19 protein-coding genes are annotated in these 17,570 nt (G+C 68.4%); 7 read left to right on the top strand and 12 right to left on the bottom strand.

The window, feature by feature from the left end; translation table 11 throughout:
• Nucleotides 1-24: 24 nt before the first annotated feature.
• Nucleotides 25-1,530, bottom strand: a complete 1,506-nt coding sequence (locus NI2_RS03525; protein ID WP_067485738.1) for an MFS transporter — start codon at nucleotides 1,528-1,530, stop codon at nucleotides 25-27.
• A 160-nt stretch (nucleotides 1,531-1,690) separates the two neighbouring features.
• Between NI2_RS03525 and NI2_RS03520 the strand changes: the two genes are divergently transcribed.
• Complete coding sequence (locus tag NI2_RS03520) at nucleotides 1,691-2,425, top strand: TetR/AcrR family transcriptional regulator C-terminal domain-containing protein (RefSeq protein ID WP_067485736.1); 735 nt, start codon at nucleotides 1,691-1,693, stop codon at nucleotides 2,423-2,425.
• On the opposite strand, the gene NI2_RS03515 is transcribed toward NI2_RS03520, so the two are convergent.
• The 4 genes from NI2_RS03515 to typA form a co-directional block, all read right to left on the bottom strand.
• Complete coding sequence (locus NI2_RS03515; RefSeq protein WP_067485734.1) at nucleotides 2,426-2,854, bottom strand: hypothetical protein; 429 nt, start codon at nucleotides 2,852-2,854, stop codon at nucleotides 2,426-2,428.
• A gap of 27 nt (nucleotides 2,855-2,881) precedes the next feature.
• A complete protein-coding gene (mshB, locus tag NI2_RS03510; protein ID WP_067486005.1) occupies nucleotides 2,882-3,769 on the bottom strand; it encodes an N-acetyl-1-D-myo-inositol-2-amino-2-deoxy-alpha-D-glucopyranoside deacetylase in 888 nt (295 codons plus the stop codon).
• Complete coding sequence (locus tag NI2_RS03505; protein WP_067486003.1) at nucleotides 3,766-5,511, bottom strand: ABC transporter family substrate-binding protein; 1,746 nt, start codon at nucleotides 5,509-5,511, stop codon at nucleotides 3,766-3,768. Before NI2_RS03505 ends, mshB begins: the two co-directional genes overlap by 4 nt.
• Before the next feature lie 127 nt (nucleotides 5,512-5,638).
• The gene (gene typA / locus NI2_RS03500; protein WP_067485732.1) at nucleotides 5,639-7,543 is read right to left on the bottom strand and encodes a translational GTPase TypA; all 1,905 of its coding nucleotides are present in this window, start codon (nucleotides 7,541-7,543) and stop codon (nucleotides 5,639-5,641) included.
• 124 nt (nucleotides 7,544-7,667) lie between these two features.
• On the opposite strand from typA, the gene NI2_RS34355 reads away from it, so the two are divergent.
• Nucleotides 7,668-7,844, top strand: a complete 177-nt coding sequence (locus tag NI2_RS34355) for a hypothetical protein (protein WP_166655726.1) — start codon at nucleotides 7,668-7,670, stop codon at nucleotides 7,842-7,844.
• A 53-nt stretch (nucleotides 7,845-7,897) separates the two neighbouring features.
• Nucleotides 7,898-8,188, top strand: coding sequence for a 4a-hydroxytetrahydrobiopterin dehydratase (locus NI2_RS03495; protein WP_067485730.1), 291 nt, complete (start codon nucleotides 7,898-7,900; stop codon nucleotides 8,186-8,188).
• A 1-nt stretch (nucleotide 8,189) separates the two neighbouring features.
• Here NI2_RS03495 and NI2_RS03490 read toward each other — a convergent pair whose 3' ends face one another.
• Nucleotides 8,190-9,407: a mannosyltransferase gene (locus tag NI2_RS03490; RefSeq protein ID WP_067485728.1), complete on the bottom strand. Its 1,218-nt coding sequence runs from the start codon at nucleotides 9,405-9,407 to the stop codon at nucleotides 8,190-8,192.
• A 313-nt stretch (nucleotides 9,408-9,720) separates the two neighbouring features.
• Here NI2_RS03490 and NI2_RS03485 point away from each other — a divergent pair, with 313 nt between their 5' ends.
• Nucleotides 9,721-10,494 (top strand): Rv1157c family protein, encoded by a 774-nt coding sequence (locus NI2_RS03485; protein WP_067485726.1) that lies wholly within the window; start codon nucleotides 9,721-9,723, stop codon nucleotides 10,492-10,494.
• A 65-nt stretch (nucleotides 10,495-10,559) separates the two neighbouring features.
• Here the strand turns inward: NI2_RS03485 and NI2_RS03480 are convergent, their stop codons facing one another.
• From NI2_RS03480 to NI2_RS03470, 3 genes are all read right to left on the bottom strand, one after another.
• Entirely contained in the window at nucleotides 10,560-11,270 is a 711-nt protein-coding gene (locus tag NI2_RS03480) for a DUF1906 domain-containing protein (protein WP_067485724.1), read from the bottom strand.
• A gap of 156 nt (nucleotides 11,271-11,426) precedes the next feature.
• Complete coding sequence (locus tag NI2_RS03475) at nucleotides 11,427-12,575, bottom strand: hypothetical protein (RefSeq protein ID WP_243749746.1); 1,149 nt, start codon at nucleotides 12,573-12,575, stop codon at nucleotides 11,427-11,429.
• Between the two features lie 187 nt (nucleotides 12,576-12,762).
• Nucleotides 12,763-13,347 (bottom strand): CHAP domain-containing protein, encoded by a 585-nt coding sequence (locus tag NI2_RS03470; RefSeq protein WP_067485722.1) that lies wholly within the window; start codon nucleotides 13,345-13,347, stop codon nucleotides 12,763-12,765.
• A gap of 344 nt (nucleotides 13,348-13,691) precedes the next feature.
• Between NI2_RS03470 and NI2_RS03465 the strand changes: the two genes are divergently transcribed.
• Nucleotides 13,692-14,453 carry a helix-turn-helix domain-containing protein gene (locus NI2_RS03465; RefSeq protein WP_067485720.1) on the top strand — a complete coding sequence of 254 codons (762 nt, stop codon included), beginning with the start codon at nucleotides 13,692-13,694 and terminating at the stop codon, nucleotides 14,451-14,453.
• Between the two features lie 22 nt (nucleotides 14,454-14,475).
• On the top strand, nucleotides 14,476-14,799 hold the full coding sequence (locus NI2_RS03460) for a hypothetical protein (protein ID WP_133733840.1): 324 nt from the start codon (nucleotides 14,476-14,478) through the stop codon (nucleotides 14,797-14,799).
• A 5-nt stretch (nucleotides 14,800-14,804) separates the two neighbouring features.
• On the opposite strand, the gene NI2_RS03455 is transcribed toward NI2_RS03460, so the two are convergent.
• The gene (locus NI2_RS03455; RefSeq protein WP_067485716.1) at nucleotides 14,805-15,110 is read right to left on the bottom strand and encodes a hypothetical protein; all 306 of its coding nucleotides are present in this window, start codon (nucleotides 15,108-15,110) and stop codon (nucleotides 14,805-14,807) included.
• A gap of 278 nt (nucleotides 15,111-15,388) precedes the next feature.
• Entirely contained in the window at nucleotides 15,389-16,435 is a 1,047-nt protein-coding gene (locus tag NI2_RS03450) for a DoxX family protein (protein WP_084475827.1), read from the bottom strand.
• A 114-nt stretch (nucleotides 16,436-16,549) separates the two neighbouring features.
• Between NI2_RS03450 and NI2_RS03445 the strand changes: the two genes are divergently transcribed.
• Entirely contained in the window at nucleotides 16,550-17,173 is a 624-nt protein-coding gene (locus NI2_RS03445; protein WP_243749747.1) for a class I SAM-dependent methyltransferase, read from the top strand.
• Here the strand turns inward: NI2_RS03445 and NI2_RS32720 are convergent.
• Entirely contained in the window at nucleotides 17,136-17,519 is a 384-nt protein-coding gene (locus NI2_RS32720; RefSeq protein ID WP_084475866.1) for a DUF1737 domain-containing protein, read from the bottom strand. The genes NI2_RS03445 and NI2_RS32720 overlap by 38 nt on opposite strands.
• Between the last annotated feature and the right edge of the window lie 51 nt (nucleotides 17,520-17,570).

Here is a 17,570-nt window from a genome sequence, read left to right as displayed (position 1 = left end):
ACCTGAGCGCGCCGCGCCGTTGCGTCAGACGCCCACCGTCTCCGGCGCCGAATCAGTCTCGGCCGCAGGCTTTTTCACGTCCCGCATCAGCACCACCGCGAGCACCGAGGCCGCGACCGAGGCGAGCGCACCCACACCGAAGGTGACCTGCATGGCGGTGCAGAAGGCGTCGCGAGCCAGGCCGATCAGCCCGGCGTCGCCGGTGCCGAGCGCACCCGCGATGGACTCCCGCGCCGCGTGCGGCGCGGAGTCCGGCATGGCGCCGGCGAAGGTGCCCGCCAGGATGGCGCCGAGCACCGCGACACCGAGCGCGGCGCCCGCCTGCTGGATGGTGTCGTTGAGCGCCGAGCCCACCCCCGCGTGGTCCTCGGGAACCGCACTCATCAGCGCGCCGATCGCGGCGGGCATGGCCAGACCACCACCGGCACCGAGCAGCGCCATCGCCACGGCGGGCAGGGTGAAGCTCGCTCCGGCGTCGAGAGTGGCGAGGACCGCGAAACCGGCGGCGACCACCACGAGTCCGGCGATGGTGACGATCCGCGCCCCCAGCTTGCCGACCAGCACCGCACCGACCCCGTTGGCGAGCAGCAGCGTCACCGCCATCGGCGTGAAGGCGAGCGCGGTGCGCATCGGGGTGTAGCCGAGCACGAACTGCAGATACTGGGTGAGCACGAGCACGAGTCCACCGTTGGCGAAGGTCACCAGCACCAGCGAGAAGCTCGACCCGGTGAAGGTGCGGTCGCGGAACAAGTGCAGCGGAACCATCGGGGAGTCGGTGCGCATCTCACGGACGACGAAGGCGGCGAGGGCAACGACCGTCACGGCGAAGCCGGCGAGCACACCGGAATCGGTCCAGCCCGCGTGCGGCACCGAGATGATCGTCCAGACCAGCGCCGTCATGCCGATGATGGAGGTGAGCATGCCGGGGAAGTCGGGGGTGCGCCACGGGCCCTTCGATTCGGGCATGAGCACGAGCGCGGCGACGAGAGCGACCACGACGATCGGCACGTTCATGACGAAAACCGAACCCCACCAGAAGTGTTCGAGCAGCACACCACCCACCACGGGGCCGCCGACCAGGCCAACGGTCGCCACGGCGCTCCACGCGCCGATGGCCTTGGGTCGTTCGTCGTCGTCGAAGACGGTGATCAGGATCGACAGCGTGCTCGGCATGATGAGCACCCCGCCGATGCCCATCAGCGCGCGCCCGGCGATCAGCAGTTCCGGACTGCCCGCATAGGCCGCGAGCAGGGAGGCCGCGCCGAAGATCACCAGCCCGATGATCATCACCAGCTTGCGGCCGAACCGGTCGGAGAGGCTGCCGGAGGTGAGCAGCAGGCCTGCGAAGACCAGCAGGTAGGCGTCGATGATCCATTGGATCTGTGGTGCGCTCGCGCCGAGGTCGGTGGCGATCTGCGGGATCGCGACCGTGAGCACCATGTTGTCCACGACCAGCACCAGGCTGCTCAGACACAGCACGATCAGGATCAGCCACCGGCGCGGATCGCGCACCTTCGTGAGCGTTGTCATCTCTGCTCCCCTTTCCGAAGCTACCCGCACAGTGTGCGGCCAATGCGAACACTGTACGGTCTACTGAACGCCGTCCGCAAGGGGAACGTTGTACGGCAACCGAACACTGTTCATGAACCGGCTATGCTGGACGAGACCCGCCACAGAAGAGGAGGCAGCGATGGCAGCGAGCCCGACCGGGATCCCGTCGGTGTGGACCAGGCCGCCCCGCGAACGCCGCGACCAACCCGCGCTGAGCCGCGACCAGATCGTGGCGGAGGCGATCCGCCTGCTCGACGAGGAGGGTTTCGACGCCCTGAGCATGCGCAAACTCGGCGCCCGGCTCGGCGCCGGAGCTACCTCGCTCTACACTCACGTCGCCAACAAGGACGAGCTACTGGAACTGGTCGTCGACCAGGTGATCGGCGAGGTTCCGGTCCCGGCCCCCGACGGCGACCGCTGGCGCGAGGTGATGCACGAACAAGCCGCCGGAGTGCGCAAGACCCTGCTCGCGCACCCGTGGATCACCGTCGTGCTCAGCACCGCCGCGCTGATGTACCTCGGCCCCAACATGATGCGACTCACCGACTCGATGATCGCGATCCTCGACGCCGCGGGCCTGCCCGACGACGTGGTCGACATCGCGGGTAACGCCGTCTTCCAGTTCGTCGTCGGCTCCTGCGGTGGCGAGGCCGCCATGCTGATGACGATCGCGCAGAGCGGCCTGTCCAGCGAACAGTGGGCCACCCAGGTGCTGGCCGCCAGCGAGGCCGCCGCCCGTCCGTTCCCCCGCCTGCACCAGCGCTATACCGACCAGCTCGCGCGGTTGCGCGACAAGCCCGATCCGGCCGTCTTCGACAAGTTCACCCGCGAACTGGACCTCATCCTCGACGGGATCGAGACCCGTCGAGCGTGATCAGCCCGCTCGGCGGGCGCGGGGCGAATTCGCCCGGGAATACAGGTAACCCATGGGCGCGAGCACCCCGCAGGCCAACAGCAGCAGGGTGCGACCGTCGTTGCCGAGCATCACGTCACCACCCGGACCCCGCGACGCGCACAGCAGGAAACCGAAGAGCCACAACACGATCGGCGCGAAGACGAAACCGAGCCGATCGGTGACGCTCGCCATCCCGTACACCAGACCGACATTCACCACTCCGGCCACCAGCGCCGCGATCGGCAACGGCACCGACCCGATGTACAGCGGCAGGAACAGCACCTCGAGCGCGAGGGTGATGAGCGCGTCGACCATGAGCAACACGACGATGAGCCCGGCGACGAGGGGATCGGGCGGTGCGGGCAGACGCACGCCACGGCGCGCGGTGGACTGGTCGGTGGTCACCATGCGGGCGAGTCTATTCGGCCGGTCGGCTCATTCGAGGCCGGCGAACAGGTCGTGCTCGAACCCGTCGTCGCCGACCGGCCCACGGGTGCCACGCACCAGGGTGAAATGTTCCTCCGGCAGCACCGGCAGGGCGATGTTGTTCGACAGCGCGAACTCCCGGCCGCTCGGTGCGAGGGTCACCTGGGTGGCGTGCGCGCGCATGGCCGCACGCTTGGCGACGAGCACGTCCGACACGTCGACCACGGTGCTCACCCCGGCGGTGGTCGACATCGCCGCCAGCTCCGCCTCCACGGGCAACCGCCACCCTTCCGGCAGGGCGCCGGGCAGCCCGTCGACGGTGCGGCGGGCGAGGGCGGCGGTGTGCTGGCGCAGCAGGTCGGCGTCGGTGACGGTCCAGTAGAACTTGGGCACGTCGTAGCCCTGTTCGGCGGCCGCGGCCACGGCGGCGGTTGTGACGTGGTGTGCCCGGATGTGGTCGGGATGCCCGTAGCCGCCGCGCGGGTCGTAGGTGACGACCACGCGCGGGCGCAGTTCCAGCAGCACCGCGACGAGTTCGTCGACCGCCGCGTCACCGGAGTTCACGAACGCGCGCGGATGCTCGGCCGACGGCGTGCCCGCCATCCCGGAATCACGCCAGCGACCCGGCCCACCGAGGAACAGCGGTTCACCCGCGTCCAGCGCGGCGAGGGCGGCGGTGAGTTCGCTGATGCGGTAGCCGCCGAGCTGGTCGGCCTCGGTGGCGATCAGGCGCGCCCAGCGTTCGCCGATGACCTCACCTTCCTCACCGAGCGTGCAGGTCACCACTGTCACCGGCACACCGCGACGGCGGTAGTGCGCGATAGTGCCACCGGTGGTGAGGGTTTCGTCGTCGGGGTGGGCGTGCACCAGGAGCAGGCCGCCGGTCTCGCGCGTCATGGGATCCTCCGCCACTGTGCCGTATCACCGAAGATGCCGACCTGGATGGCGCCCGACAGGGACGCACCGTCCACACGAGGGCCCGCCGCCGCGACGACGTTGTCCTGCACGATCGGCAGCACCGTCGACAGTTCCCACAGTTTGGGCTCGGCCTCGGCGACGATCCGGCCCACGTCGATTCCGCGCAGCGCCTCGTCGATCGACGGTTGCAAGCCCGGATCGCAAACGCCGCCGACATTGCTCGGCGCCTGCCGGTAGGCCTCGGCCGCGGCCAGCACCGGGCCGTCGGCACCCGGCGGCTCCACCGGCGGACATCCGTACCGGGAGGCGAGCACCGTCGCCGGATCACCGCCCGCGAGTTCCCACCCGACGATCGCGTCGACCGACGACTCGGTGAGTTCGCGACCGTAGAGTTCGTCGGCGGGGATGCCGCGCACGGTGGCATCGATTCCGGCACTGCGCAATTGGTCGGCGGCGGTGTTGGCGACGGCCAGTGCCGCCTCGTCCTCGGCGACCGCGCCGATGCGCACCGACAAGCCCTTGCCGTTGCGCGCCACCGAACGTGGCTGTGGTGCGGGCGAAGTGGGCGAACTCGTCTGCGGCGTCTCCGGTGCCCGTCCGAAACCGGCCTCGGCCAGCAGGGCGAACGCCTCGTCGGCGCTGAGCCGGGGCGGGGCGGTCGGCAGATAGCCGGGGCTCGACGGTGGAAGTACTTGAGCGCGAGCGGGTTCCACCCAGCCACCGCTCTGCGCCCCGACGGTCGCGAGCAGGGCGGGATCGAGCAGGGCGAGCAGCGCTTTGCGCACCCGCACGTCGACCAGGTCGCCGGAGCGGCCGTTGAGGGTGAGTTGCAGTTCCCGCGCCTGCGGCATGATCGTCGTGCGCACCGACGGGATGGCGCCGAGTTGCGCCTGGGTGGCGACCCCGCCGTGCACCAGCGCCATCTGCGCGTCGCCGGTGCGCAGGGATTCGGCGAGCTGGGAGGGAGATCCGCCGCGCCGCAACAGGATCTGATCGGGTGCGGCCGGGGTGCCCCAGAACCGGTCGTTGCGTTCGAGCAGGATCTCGTCGCGCCCGCGATCCACGGACTTGATCGTGAAGTTGCCGCCCGACACCGGAATCCGATCCACGAGTCCGCTGGTGAATCCACCCGGGGAGTCCTTCACCAGATGCGAGGGCAGCAGGTTCGCGAACAGCTCACGCCATGCCGGATACGGCTGGGTCAGCGTCACAGTGACCGTTTTGCCCCCACCCGAGGACGCCACGTCGGAGATCAGCCGGTAGCCCGCCGGATCGACCACACCGGGCTGGGAGATCATCTGCTGCCACAGGAACCGGAAGTCCTCGGCGGCGATCGGCGCGCCGTCGGACCAATTCGCCTGATTACGCAGGGTATAGGTGATGGTGAACGGTTCCTGCGAGGTCACATCGGCCGACACGATCAGCGCCGAGTCGGGCACGAAATCCACCACACCTGGGTGGGCCGGATTGGGCACCGGCCGGAACGGGCTCGGCAACACCATCGAACTCACCGCGTTGGTGGCGGGCGACTGATCCGAACGCAGATGCGGATTGAATCCGATCCCGATGTCGTCGATGGCGACGACGACGGTGTTCTTGCCCGGCTTGGCCTGGGTGGTCTTGGGCGAATCGGTGCTCTCGATCGGCGGCGGCGGATTCGCGGTGCACCCGGCCACGACCACCGTCGAGGCGATCATCGCCAGCACCATCGCGCGCCACATCGCGCGCCACCCCGAATTCACCCTGCGCACTCTACTTGACCCCTCGATCCGTTGCCGGACTGCACAAAAGGCGTCGGCCGGGCCCGTTTCCGGTACCCGGCCGACGCCGTGAAACACCTACCGACCGCTAGCTCGAGGCGGCGGCCTTGTCGCGGGCCTTGCGACGCGACAGGTCACGCGCCCGCTCGTTGGCACCGAGCACCACCTTGCGCACGCGGACCACCTCGGGGGTGACCTCGACGCACTCGTCGCCGGCACAGAACTCCATCGCCAGCTCGAGATCGAGCTGCAGGGGCTTGGCCATGGTCTCGAAGGTGTCCGCGGTCGCGCTGCGCATGTTGGTCAGCTTCTTCTCGCGGGTCACATTGATGTCGAGATCCTCGGCACGCGGGTTGATGCCGACCACGTGGCCCTCGTAGGTCTCCGCGCCCGGCTCGACGAAGAACTGACCACGGTCGGCCAGCTGGATCATCGCGAACGGGGTGACGGAGCCCGCGCGGTCCGACACCAGCGAACCGGTGTGGCGGGCGCGGATCTCACCGGCCCACGGCGCGTACCCGTGGGACACGGCGTTGGCGATGCCGGTGCCGCGGGTCTCGGTGAGGAACACGGTGCGGAAGCCGATCAGGCCACGCGACGGGACGATGAACTCCATGCGCACCCAACCGGCGGCGTGGTTGCTCATCTGCACCATCTTGCCCTTGCGGGCGGCCAGCAGCTGGGTGATGGCACCCAGGTACTCGTCGGGGCAGTCGATGGTCAGCTCTTCGAACGGCTCGTGCACCTTGCCGTCGACCTGCTTGGTGACCACCTGCGGCTTGCCGACGGTGAGCTCGAAGCCCTCGCGGCGCATCTGCTCGACCAGGATGGCCAGCGCCAGCTCACCACGGCCCTGCACCTCCCAGGCGTCGGGACGGCCGATGTCGAGCACGCGCAGCGACACGTTGCCGATCAGTTCCTGATCCAGACGCGCCTTCACCATGCGGGCGGTGAGCTTGTGGCCCTGCACCCGGCCGACCAGCGGCGAGGTGTTGGTGCCGATGACCACCGAGATGGCCGGCTCGTCGACCGAGATGCGCGGCAGCGCGACCGGGTTCTCCACGTCGGCGAGGGTGTCGCCGATCATGATGTCGGAGATGCCCGCGATGGCGACGATGTCACCGGCCACGGCGACCTCACCGGGCAGACGTTCCACACCGACGGTCTGCAGCAGCTCGGTGATCTTGACGGTCTTCACGCCGTCGGCGTTGATCCAGGCCACGTTCTGGCCCTTGCGCAGCTCACCGCTGAAGATACGAACCAGCGCGAGACGGCCGAGGAAGGCCGAGGCGTCGAGGTTGGTGACGTGGGCCTGCAGCGGGCCTTCCGGGTCGCCCTTGGGCGCCGGGATGTACTCCATGAGCACGTCGAACAGCGCGTCGAGGTTCTCGGCGGCGGGCGCCTGACCGTTCTCCGGCTGCTCCTTGGACGCCTTGCCCTCACGACCCGAGGCGTAGAGCACCGGCAGGTCGAGCGCGAGCTCGGCGGCTTCGGCGGCCTCGTCGTCGAGATCCGAGGCCAGGTCGAGCAGCAGATCGTGCGACTCCTCGACGACCTCGGCGATGCGGGCGTCGGGGCGGTCGGTCTTGTTGACGACCAGGATCACCGGCAGCTTGGCCGCGAGCGCCTTGCGCAGCACGAAACGGGTCTGCGGGAGCGGACCCTCGGACGCGTCGACGAGCAGGACGACACCGTCGACCATGGAGAGGCCGCGTTCGACCTCACCACCGAAGTCGGCGTGGCCGGGGGTATCGATGACATTGATGACGGTGACGGAACCGTCGGGATGGTGCCGGTGGACGGCGGTGTTCTTCGCGAGAATGGTGATGCCCTTCTCGCGCTCGAGGTCACCGGAGTCCATGACTCGGTCGACCAGTTCGGCTCGCTCAGCGAACGCGCCCGACTGACGAAGCATGGCGTCGACCAGGGTCGTCTTGCCGTGGTCGACGTGGGCCACGATGGCGACGTTGCGGAAATCGCGTGTAGACGACACGCCTGGATCCTCCTGCTGTTGATGTATTTGGCACGCATGAATCTTGCTCGCGGCCTGTTCCAGACTACCGGTACCGAAGTGGCGGGCACGTGTCAGCCTTTGTACTTAGGGTAAGCTAACCCGCGTGGGCAAGGTAAAGGCGAAGAAGGTTTCCAGCCTCAAGCCGAAGAAAAAGTGCTGCCGGAAGAAGACGCGCTGCTTCAAATGCCCCGTCGTCATCATGCGTATGAAGAAGGCCGAAGCCGCCGGTCTGAGCGGTAAAGATCTCAAAAAGGCCCTCAAACAGGCGCGCGCCGCCTGAGCATCCGACGACGGGCGATGCGCCCTGCCCGGATGAGGCGTAGAACTGCAGTTATGGGTAATTCGCTGCTCTCCGACCCCGAGATCACCATCGCCCTGGCCACGCTGCCGGACTGGTCGCGCGAAGGCGACGCCATCACCCGGACGGTGAAAGCCCCGAGTTTCCTCGACGGCATCGAACTCGTCCGCAAGGTCGCCACCGCCGCCGAGCAGGCCGATCATCATCCCGACATCGATATCCGTTGGCGCACAATCCGTTTCACGCTCAGCACGCATTCGGCGGGTGGGCTCACCGGGCAGGACACGGCGATGGCGCACGTGATCGACGACATCGTCGCGGGCTGAGTCAGCCCGCCGCGACCTCCACCGCGCGACGGCCGCGCACCTGCGCGGCGAGGGTGTCGCGCCCGTGCCACACCAGCCAGCCGAGGAGCACGAACACCCCGATCACATCCACCGCGCCGAGCCAGGCCAGCACCCACGGACGCGAGATCTCCCAGATCGTCGGCTGCGCGAAAGACAGCACCCACGGCACGCCGACCAGCATCGTCAGCACCCAGAACGCGGCGAGCGCGCGCGCCATCCGCTCGGCCTTCAGCGGGCCGTAGAGCAGCCACAACACAGTGGGGATCAGCCACACCCAGTGGTGCGACCAGGAGATCGGCGAGATCATCAGGCCGAACAGCTGCACGAGCACCAGGGTGCCGAGCCGGTCGTCGGGGCCGAGGGTGCGCCACGCCAGGAACGCCAGCACGGCGGTGACGAGCACGCCCGCGATCCACCACGGACCCGAACCCACGTCGTAGCCGAGGATGCGGCTCAACGCGCCACGCAACGACTGATTCCACACCGAACCCACCGGGCCGATCCGGTCTGCGTCACCGAGGAGCGTGCCGAAATAGCGCTTCGCCTCGTGCGCATTGATGAGAAAACTCACAGCGACCGTCAGGCCGAACGCCGCCGCCGACCACACCACCGTCGCCCACCGACGCCGCGCCACGAAATAGAGGCCGGTGATCGCGGGCGTCAGTTTGATCCCCGCGATCACACCGACGAGCCCACCGGAGACCCACCACCGCGAGCTGCGCACCGCGAGCATCGCGCCGAACACCAGGAACACATTCACCTGGCCGTAATCGATGGTCGTGCGCACCGGCTCCAGCCACACACCGAGCGCGGTCCAGCCGACCGCGGCGGTGACCCACTTCGTTTCCCGCGCCGTCTTCCTACCGAGCAGCAGTTCGAAACCGATCGCGATCACGCCGTAGAGCGCGGCGACGGTCGCCAGCATCCAGCCGACCGCGACCACCGGGAACGGCAGGTAGTGCAGGGGAAAGAAGACCAGCGCGGCGAACGGTGGATACGTGAACGGCAGCGGGAAGTCGGGTGTCTTCTCCGCGTAGGTGAAGTCGTAGAGACGATCGGTGAGCAGCGAGGCCGAACCATCGACGTACACGTGCAGGTCGACGACGTTGAGCCCGTTGGGCGCGAACAGCATCCAGGCCAGCCGGGCGAGCACGGACAGTCCGAGCAGCGCGAGAGCCCATCGGAGGTGTCGGTTCAAGGCCGTGCTTTCGGTCGTATGAAATGGCGCGTACGCGGTGCCAGATCACAATAGTTTGGCGGCTGGCGCCGCGGGTTTTCGGCCCTGGCGGGCGTCGATTCTCCCCTTGACGCGACACCGCTGGTCACAGTTGCATCAACGTCCCCACGTGCAACACTTCACAGGGCTAGCTTCGATGCAGAGTATTTTCGGCCGGGATGTCTTCACTGGCCCGGCGGCTGTACAACACGGCAGCGTTGTCCTTAGAGTGACCCCGTCATGGGGACCGACAACCCTCGCCCATCGCAACACCGAGGTAAGGACGGCTGGACAAGTGCTTCGTAGCCGAGCATCGCGGATCGCAACGACCGCTCTCGCCCTCGCGGCAGGCGCCATGCTCGCCGTGCCCGCGTCGACAACGGCCGCGCCCGCCGCGCAGGCGGCCCCGGTCAGCGTGCCGATGGTGCCCGAGGGCGTCCCGGTCGACGCGCTCGCCGCTTTCGCGCCCGCTGTGACCGGCCTGATCGCCGGTCCCGCCGATGTCGCGAGCCCGCAGACCGCCCTGCTCGATCAGGCGCGGGTCCTGCTGGCGACCATGAATCTGCCGCCCGCCATCAAGGCGACGCTGGAGCGGATCATCACCTTCCTCGACGGCAGCGGCGGCGGCGGCCCCGACATCCCCGAGAACGGCCCGGTCATCGCGCAGTTCCTGTACCCGACCATCGGCAAGGCGTGCATCGGCGACGGCGCCGACTCGGTCGGCACCGCGCTCGCGGTCCCCGGTCCGGCGCAGCTGCCTCCGCCCGGCCCCGCCGCCGGCCAAGCCGGTTTCGTGTTCACCGCGCTCGGCACCAAGGCGCCGACCGCCGAACAGAACCCGCCGATGACGGTGCAGTGGCTCAATCTCGACACCCGTCAGTCGGGCGTGCAGACGCTCACCGACGAGGCGAAGATCAACCCCGGCGGGCCCGCCACGCTGTCGACCATCGCCAACACCGGCCACGGCCGGGTGGTCGCGGTGATCTCCGGGTCGCTGACCACCGCCGCCGAGGGCGCCGCCCCACGCACCTGCAACTTCATGCCGACCCTCGGGTTCTTCACCGTGTAGGTAGGCAGAGCTCGAGCCCGGTCCCGTTCTCGCGAACGGTGCCGGGCTCGAGTTGTCTCAGGGGGTCACCACTGGCCGTAGTCCGAGGCCAGCACGGTGTTCACGTCGACGCCGACGCCGTCGATGGCGCGCTTGTCGATCTCGAACTGGTGCAGGTGGGCGTTGTCGTGCACGAAACCTCTCGGGGTGCCCCAATTGTGCTGCCAGAACCAGGATCCGAGGCCTGCGGCGAGGGCGCGGTCGATGGTCGGCGTGTTGGCGTAGATGCCGACGAGGTCGGGGCCGAGCACCGACTGCCAGCCCGCGATGTAGGGCGCGATCATCTCGTCGAACTCCTGCTCGGAGGGGTTGTCGTCGATCGAGGCGTAGATCGGGGCGGTGTCGGGTCCGCCTGCGGCGGTGTGCAGTTCCCACCCGCGCTCGGCATGTTGCTTGCCCGCTTCGAGACCACCGCGCCAATCGGCGGTCGGGCCCTTGCCGAACTGGTAGTTCGACACGATCGACAACCCGTGCGCCCACAGGTCTTCCACTTCGCCGGGCAGCAGCGGTTTGCCTTCCATCCACTCCGCACCCGGCCTGCGGTCGGAGACGTAGCGGATCACACCGATGTGGCCCGCGGCCTTGATCGCCGCGGCCGAGGGGACGCCTGCCGCGTAGTCGACCAGGGTGCCGTAGGACTGTGCCGCGGCAGGTGTGGCAACCAGTCCGAGGCCGAGAGTTGTCGCGGCGGCGGCGAATCCGAAGAATTCACGCCGGGTGACCGGAACAGAACGCATGACAGGACTCCTTCGCGCAACCCGACCACAACCGGCAAGCGAGCCCGGCGCGTCAACCCCGTACGCGCCGGGAGCCTAGAACGTGCGACTCATTTCACCACAGCTAACACCAGCACCGCTAGACCCAGTAATCACAGCAGCACCATCGGTCACAGCTCAGGTAGCGCCGTCGATGGCGGCGCCGACGTCGATGGTCCGGCCCGTCGGGTCGGCGAGCTCGGTACTCACCACCGCGACGACCTGTGCCATCACCTGTTTCTTGATACCTGCCAGCCGGGCGAGCGTCGCGGCGCGCAAACCCTTCGCGGTGAATTCCATCGAGATGTCCTCGATGGCGGGCGGCGGCACCTCGATCACGATCTGCAGCGGTTCGGCGGCGCGCGCCGTGAGGACCAGGGGGATCTCGAGGTCGGCGCGGTAGTGGTTGGCCTTGAGCACGTCGACGGTGATGTCGAGGCCGACCGGCAGGGTCATGTCGAACACCCGGAGCTCGCCGGGCACCGCCGCACCGCGCTCGACCACGCGCGGCTGCTCGATCGCGCCACGCACGGTCACCGTCGCCGCGCCGCGCGGGCCCTCCGACAGCGGTCCGATCGCGATCTCCCCGCCCGCCATCTGAGCGACCACGCTGTGCACGCGGTCGCGGGTGACGATCTGGGTGAAGAAGCGCAGCCCGAATTCGCGGTGGTCGATCCAGTCGAACACGGTGTCGTTGCGGTGCGGGGAGCGGTAACCGTCGAGAATCGCCTCGATGTCGAACACGCGCTCGGCTCGCGCCTTGGGATCGCTGATGATGGCGTTGACCCGGCCCGCGACCTCGCGCTGAACGAGGCCCGCGATGGGGTCGAGCAGCATTTCCCAGGCGGTGTCGATGGCCTCGGCACGCAGGGTGAAACTCACGTCCTTGGCCGTCACCGTGCCGACATCCATGACGAGGAGCAGTGGTGCGGCGGTGCGGGCGTGCAGGGTGAGGGCGATCTCGACGAGGGCGGCCACGCCGAGTTTGCGGCCACCGAGAATCAGGTTCACCGCGAGTTTCAGGGGGACCTTCACGCCGAAGGTGAGCGCGTCGCCGGGATTGCGGGTGACCACCGGGGTACCGAGGGTGCCTTCGGCGGCGAAACCGGCCAATCCCGCCGGGCCGAGGGAGAACGGACCGATCTGCACACCACGCCCGGTCATGCCCGCGACGGCGGCGGCGATCCGGTCCTCGGTCACCGCGTACCTGACGAATCGCTCGCCGAAATCGGCGTACTCGATCCGCTTCGGGTCACGACGTGCTTCTCCGGTCACCTTCACACGCACATCGAACACGGTACGGGATCGGAGTGCGCGGCCAGGTGTCGGCGCAACTCCCCCGTCCTGCCGATGAGGGGGAAGCAGGACGGAGGGGTCGGCTGCGGCGCTGCCGGGCGCCGCGTGAACCATCGTACGTGCACCGGCCCGGTCGTGCCGCGTCGGTGGGGTCGGTTACCTTGCGCGACAGTAACTTTCAGAATCTTCCGTACCCCACGAGGTCGGGCGTTTCGCTCACCTCGATAGTGCGGATCCGGATGGTGCCCATCTCGTTACCGCCGATGGTGGTGATCGTGTCACCCTCGGCCTTCAACACGATGTTGGTGTGCTGACCCAGCGGGCTGTCGGGACCGTAGAGCACCACGTCGCCGGTGCGCGGCCGGTAACCCACGTCGGGACGGGTGAACCGGCCGACGGTCTCGTAGTACTCCTGCAGCGTGTACACCCCGGGGATGCGCCAGGAACCGGAGTTCGGGTTGCTCAGTGGCCTGCCCGCCTCGCGCATGGTCCAGCTGACGAAGTCGGCGCACCACGCCTCCTTCACGCCCTCGGCGTACTTGGGTCCGTCACCTGGCTTCTCGTATTCGCGGCGCAACACGTCAACCAGTGCGATCTGCTGTTCGTCGAGGTGTTCGCTGTCGAGGGCCGGGAACGGCTCACCCCAGTCGTGCTGCCACCACACCAGCCCGGCGACCAGCACCGCCGTGGCCGCGAGCACCCCGGAAATACCTAGGATCCATCTGGAACCACGCCCGGTCCGCCCGGTCTGCAGCTGCGTCATCGCCCCCCGCTTTCATCGGTCTCTGCTTCATTAGACGAATCGCGAGGGCCGACGGTTCCCTGTCTACGGAAGAATCTCACAGCGTGGCCCCGGAGCGGACGCGGATCGTGATCACCGGGTGGACCCCTGCGCCACCCGGGTATCGACGCCTCGACAGGCGACGGCGCTCTCGGCGCGCGACAACCACGCGTGCCGTCCCCTCCGGCGACCGTTCCGCTCCGGAACTACTGATGGACAGCCCGGCGCTGCCCCGCCCGGCTGTAAGAATTTTCGCGAACGCCGTACGGTCGGTCAAGCTAGACGACTGTCCCAGTTTGTCCCACCGCAGGAAAGAGGACCGCGACGTGGAAGACTCGCACCTGGCGATCGCCAGGTACCTGCGCGAACGTCGCGAGGCGGCAGGCCTCACCCGCGTCGCACTCAGCGCGCGGGCGGGCATCTCCCCCGCCCTGATCCAGAAGATCGAACAGGGTTCGCGCACACCGACCCTCGAGGCGCTCACCGCGCTGTTCGACGCACTCGACGTGCCCGCCCTTTTCCGCGATCACCTGGTGTCGCTGTCGCTGGCCGACCGCTACGGCAGCCCGGCGGCCGACATCCCGAGCGACATCCCCACCGCCGATCTCGTGCTGCTCAACTCGATCTCGTATCCAGCCAGCCTGCAGATGTACACGACCTACGATGTGGTCGCCACGAATTCGGCCTGGACACGGTACTTTCCCGGCCTCGACACCAGCACCACGCTGCTGGAATGGATGCTGCTCGACCCGCGCTCCCGCGAGGTGATGCTCGACTGGGACAAGCAGGTTCACCTGTGCGTCTACGGATTCCGGGTGATGAGTCCCGGCGTCGTGCCCAAGGAGCGGATCGACCGGCTCTTCGCGGCCTGCGCGGTCGCCGAGGAATGGGAACGGTTCTGGACCACCGAGCCCGACGTGCCCTCCCACCTCGACCGGCCCGTGCAGCGGTTCCGGCACCCCGACACGGGCGCGGCCGTAGCGATGACCATGCAGGTGCACGACTCGATCGTGCCCCGGCGGGAATGGTCGCTCGTCACCTTCTGCCCGCTTCTCGACGGCTCCGTCCGAGACGCCGCAAACCAGTAGCTGCTCGAGTTAAGCTGCGGCCGTGGCCACGCAACGGACAGCGCGCCCAGGCTGGTTGGCCTGGGACAACTACTTCGTCGGCGTCGTCGGGCTGGTACTCGGACTGTGCTTCGGTATCTGCGCGGCATTGATCGCCGGCCCCGGCCGCAACCTCGCCGCGATCATCCTGGTCGTCCTCGCGGCACTGTGTGTGCTGCCCGCGTTGTTGCGCGCGCTCGCCGAACTCAGCGTGTGGGTGCGACTCGCGGTGCTCGCCATCGGTTTCGCCCTGCTGCTACCCGCGATCCTGGTGAGCCCCGATGTGCGCGACTGGGCCGCCGAGCGCTGGGAAAACGCCTGGAAGTAAGTGGCCTACCGCAGATTTCCCTGCGGCAGCGACAGCAGGAACCGCAGGGTGTTGTTCAGGAACTGCGACGACTGCCAGGCGAAATAGCCGCCCGCGGCACCGGTATCCGAGGAGCCCGCCGCCGAACCCGTCGCCAGGTTCGCCGAACCGGTGGCCGACCCGGTCGCCAGATCGGCCGACCCGCTCGCCGAACCCGAGCCCGGTAGCGCGGCCGCCTGGCCCGCCGAACCGAGCACCCCGATCGTCACCGCCGCCGCGACCAACGCGACTCGAACGGCATACGGCTTGGACGTTTCACGACCGGACAACATCTGATGAATCCCACTCTCCGAAAACAACTGCGAAAGCCCAGTATTCACGCCTGAGCGCGGCATCAAACCCGATTCGCCGGGATTACCCGATCTCCCGCGCGAGTTCCCATCCTCCGTCATGCGGGGCGGGTCTGACAGACCACGGATATCGGGGCAGATCCTTGTGGGGAGTCCCAAGGGCAGCCCGATACGGCAACCGCCGCACCGGCTGTGGCGGTGCGGCGGTTGCGCCTATTCGTGATCCGGCAGTCGGACTTTCGGGTGCGTCGATCTCTCGGCTATCGGCGAGCCGAACGCTGACGGACCGCGGATGCCGTTGTGGACGTGGTCTTTTCGACGAGGTCGGCGAGGTCGGCCGCTGCGGCGGGGAGCCGGCGGTGCTTGCCGTTGGTCAGTTCCGAACCGCGTTCGCGGGCCAGCTCGGCGGCGTACTTGCCGCGAATCTTGGCTTCCTCACCACGTTCCCGCGCGACCTCGGCCGCCTCCGAACCGCGTTCCCGCGCGACCTCGGCCGCCTGCGAACCACGCTCCCTGGCGATCTCCGCCAGCTGCGCCCCGCGCTCCTTGGCGACCTCGACCAGATGCGAGCTGCGACCGCGCGCCTCGTCGGCAACCTCGGGCCCACGGTCGCGCGCCACCTCGGCGATGTGCGCGCCGCGTTCACGGGCGGCTTCGGCGATCTGCGGGCCGCGTTCCCTGGCCAGCTCGGCCAATTGCTCGCTGCGGGCGCGAGCCAGCTCCGCCAGCTGGGGGCCACGTTCCTTGGCGACCTCGGCAAGCTGCGACCCGCGCGTCTTGGCGGCGTCGAGGACAACCACTCCTTCGTCGCGCACCTGCTCGGCCAGGCTCGGGCTGCGATCCATCAGCTTGTGGGCGGCACGGCGACCCCGCCAGCCCAGCGACGGCTTGCCCTCGGTGTCGGCCGCCGCGATCATCAGGCCGCCGAGCAGGCCGAGATCCTTCAGGAACCCCGCCCGCTTCACGGCCTTGCGATCGGGGTCGGATTCGGACCAGAAGTCCTGTTCGGTGACGGTGCCCGGGACGACGGTCGCGGCGAGCAGGAAGGCGGCGGGGCGGGGTGCGCGACCGCTCGCCAGCAGCAGACCACCGGCCACCTGCACCATCGCGTTGATCTGCACCATCTTGCCGGGGTCGTCGGGGACCTTGGCGGCCAGCGCGTCGGGCAGGCTGTCGCGCCCCTTGTCGGCAAGGGCGGCGGCCGCCTCGGCACGCGGCTTCGGATTCATCAAACCGTTCACTCCGGTGGCGATGAACGTCGTCCCCAGCAGTGTGCGGGCAATGCGGCGGACAGGCCTGATCGGCATGGTCGGGTCCCTTCGTCTGGCTTGTCGGTTCCTCGCTTCCCGCCTTACCCTGTCCCCCTCCGCACAAACGAACAACAGACCGACCGCCCTGTTTCGCGTTGATACGGTCGCATCGTGATTGATGACACCGTCCGCGCGGCCTACAGCGACTTGCACGAGCTCTACATCGAGGTCTGCGGCTTTCCCGCCGCCGTCGATCCCGAGGACTCCGCTTTCGTCCTCCGCCACCTCACCGAGGGTCCTGTCCTCGACCTCGGCTGCGGGCCGGGGCATTTCACACACATCCTCACCGAGGCGGGTATCGCGGCCGAAGGCCTCGACATGGTCCCCGAATTCATCGAGCACGCCCGCGCGACCTACCCCGGGATTCCGTTCGAGGTCGGCTCGATCCGCGCCGTGGACGCACCGGACGAATCCGTCGCGGGCCTGCTCTCCTGGTTCTCCCTCATCCACCTGCCGCCGGACGAATTCCCTGGCGTGCTGGCCGAATTCCGGCGAGTTCTTCGCCCCGGGGGTCGGCTCGTCGTCGGCTTCTTCACCGACGAAACCGCTGTCGAACCGTTTCCGCACAAGGTGACCACCGCCTACCGCTGGCCCGTCGACACCTTCGCCGAAGTCCTCACCTCCGCAGGCTTCACCGAACTCGACCGCCTCACCCCACACGCTTCCGACGCATCTCGGCCATATGGTGCCCTGGCAGTCACGCGCCAGGCGTCGGCTCGTCGCGCGTCCAGATGACAGCTTGAGCCACGACGACGCGCTCGCCGTCATGAGTCGCGGCCGGGCCACCGTGCAACTCATAGCCCATATCCAGTGCTTCACTGACCCGTCGGCAGAAGCTCGAGTCGTCGGGGCCGGTCAGCAGGCGGTAACGAGGTAAACGTTCGGATTCCACAGCGCCTGTCAACGCTGGACGTCGAAACGGAATTCCTCGACGTCGTCTTCGGCAGGTCGGCTCGCCGGTTGTTAAGGTGGCGGCGTGAATTCCCCGGAGGCGTCGAGACGGTAGCCGCTCGGCCTGCGCCGGGCGGCGTTGTGAGTGTGGTTCCCGCTGGTCGCCGTGCGCCCGGCGGTATTCGCCCATCTCGCGACGCCGGATGATGTCGCTTTTCGCGGACGGGTGACCGATCACCCG

Origin of the sequence: Nocardia ignorata NBRC 108230 (genome assembly GCF_001612905.1) — a bacterium.
Classification (GTDB): domain Bacteria; phylum Actinomycetota; class Actinomycetes; order Mycobacteriales; family Mycobacteriaceae; genus Nocardia; species Nocardia ignorata.
The sequence above is the reverse complement of the archived record's forward strand: the minus strand, read 5'-3'. Positions and strand labels throughout refer to the sequence as shown.

Excerpts from the sequence above, each read along its gene's own strand:
- NI2_RS03525 (WP_067485738.1), bottom strand. The coding sequence starts at position 1,530 with ATGACAACGCTCACGAAGGTGCGCGATCCGCGCCGGTGGCTGATCCTG.
- NI2_RS03520 (WP_067485736.1), top strand. The coding sequence starts at position 1,691 with ATGGCAGCGAGCCCGACCGGGATCCCGTCGGTGTGGACCAGGCCGCCC.
- NI2_RS03515 (WP_067485734.1), bottom strand. The coding sequence starts at position 2,854 with ATGGTGACCACCGACCAGTCCACCGCGCGCCGTGGCGTGCGTCTGCCC.
- mshB (WP_067486005.1), bottom strand. The coding sequence starts at position 3,769 with ATGACGCGCGAGACCGGCGGCCTGCTCCTGGTGCACGCCCACCCCGAC.
- NI2_RS03505 (WP_067486003.1), bottom strand. The coding sequence starts at position 5,511 with ATGTGGCGCGCGATGGTGCTGGCGATGATCGCCTCGACGGTGGTCGTG.
- NI2_RS03495 (WP_067485730.1), top strand. The coding sequence starts at position 7,898 with ATGGGTAATTCGCTGCTCTCCGACCCCGAGATCACCATCGCCCTGGCC.
- NI2_RS03480 (WP_067485724.1), bottom strand. The coding sequence starts at position 11,270 with ATGCGTTCTGTTCCGGTCACCCGGCGTGAATTCTTCGGATTCGCCGCC.
- NI2_RS03470 (WP_067485722.1), bottom strand. The coding sequence starts at position 13,347 with ATGACGCAGCTGCAGACCGGGCGGACCGGGCGTGGTTCCAGATGGATC.
- NI2_RS03455 (WP_067485716.1), bottom strand. The coding sequence starts at position 15,110 with ATGTTGTCCGGTCGTGAAACGTCCAAGCCGTATGCCGTTCGAGTCGCG.
- NI2_RS03450 (WP_084475827.1), bottom strand. The coding sequence starts at position 16,435 with ATGCCGATCAGGCCTGTCCGCCGCATTGCCCGCACACTGCTGGGGACG.
- NI2_RS32720 (WP_084475866.1), bottom strand. The coding sequence starts at position 17,519 with ATGGGCGAATACCGCCGGGCGCACGGCGACCAGCGGGAACCACACTCA.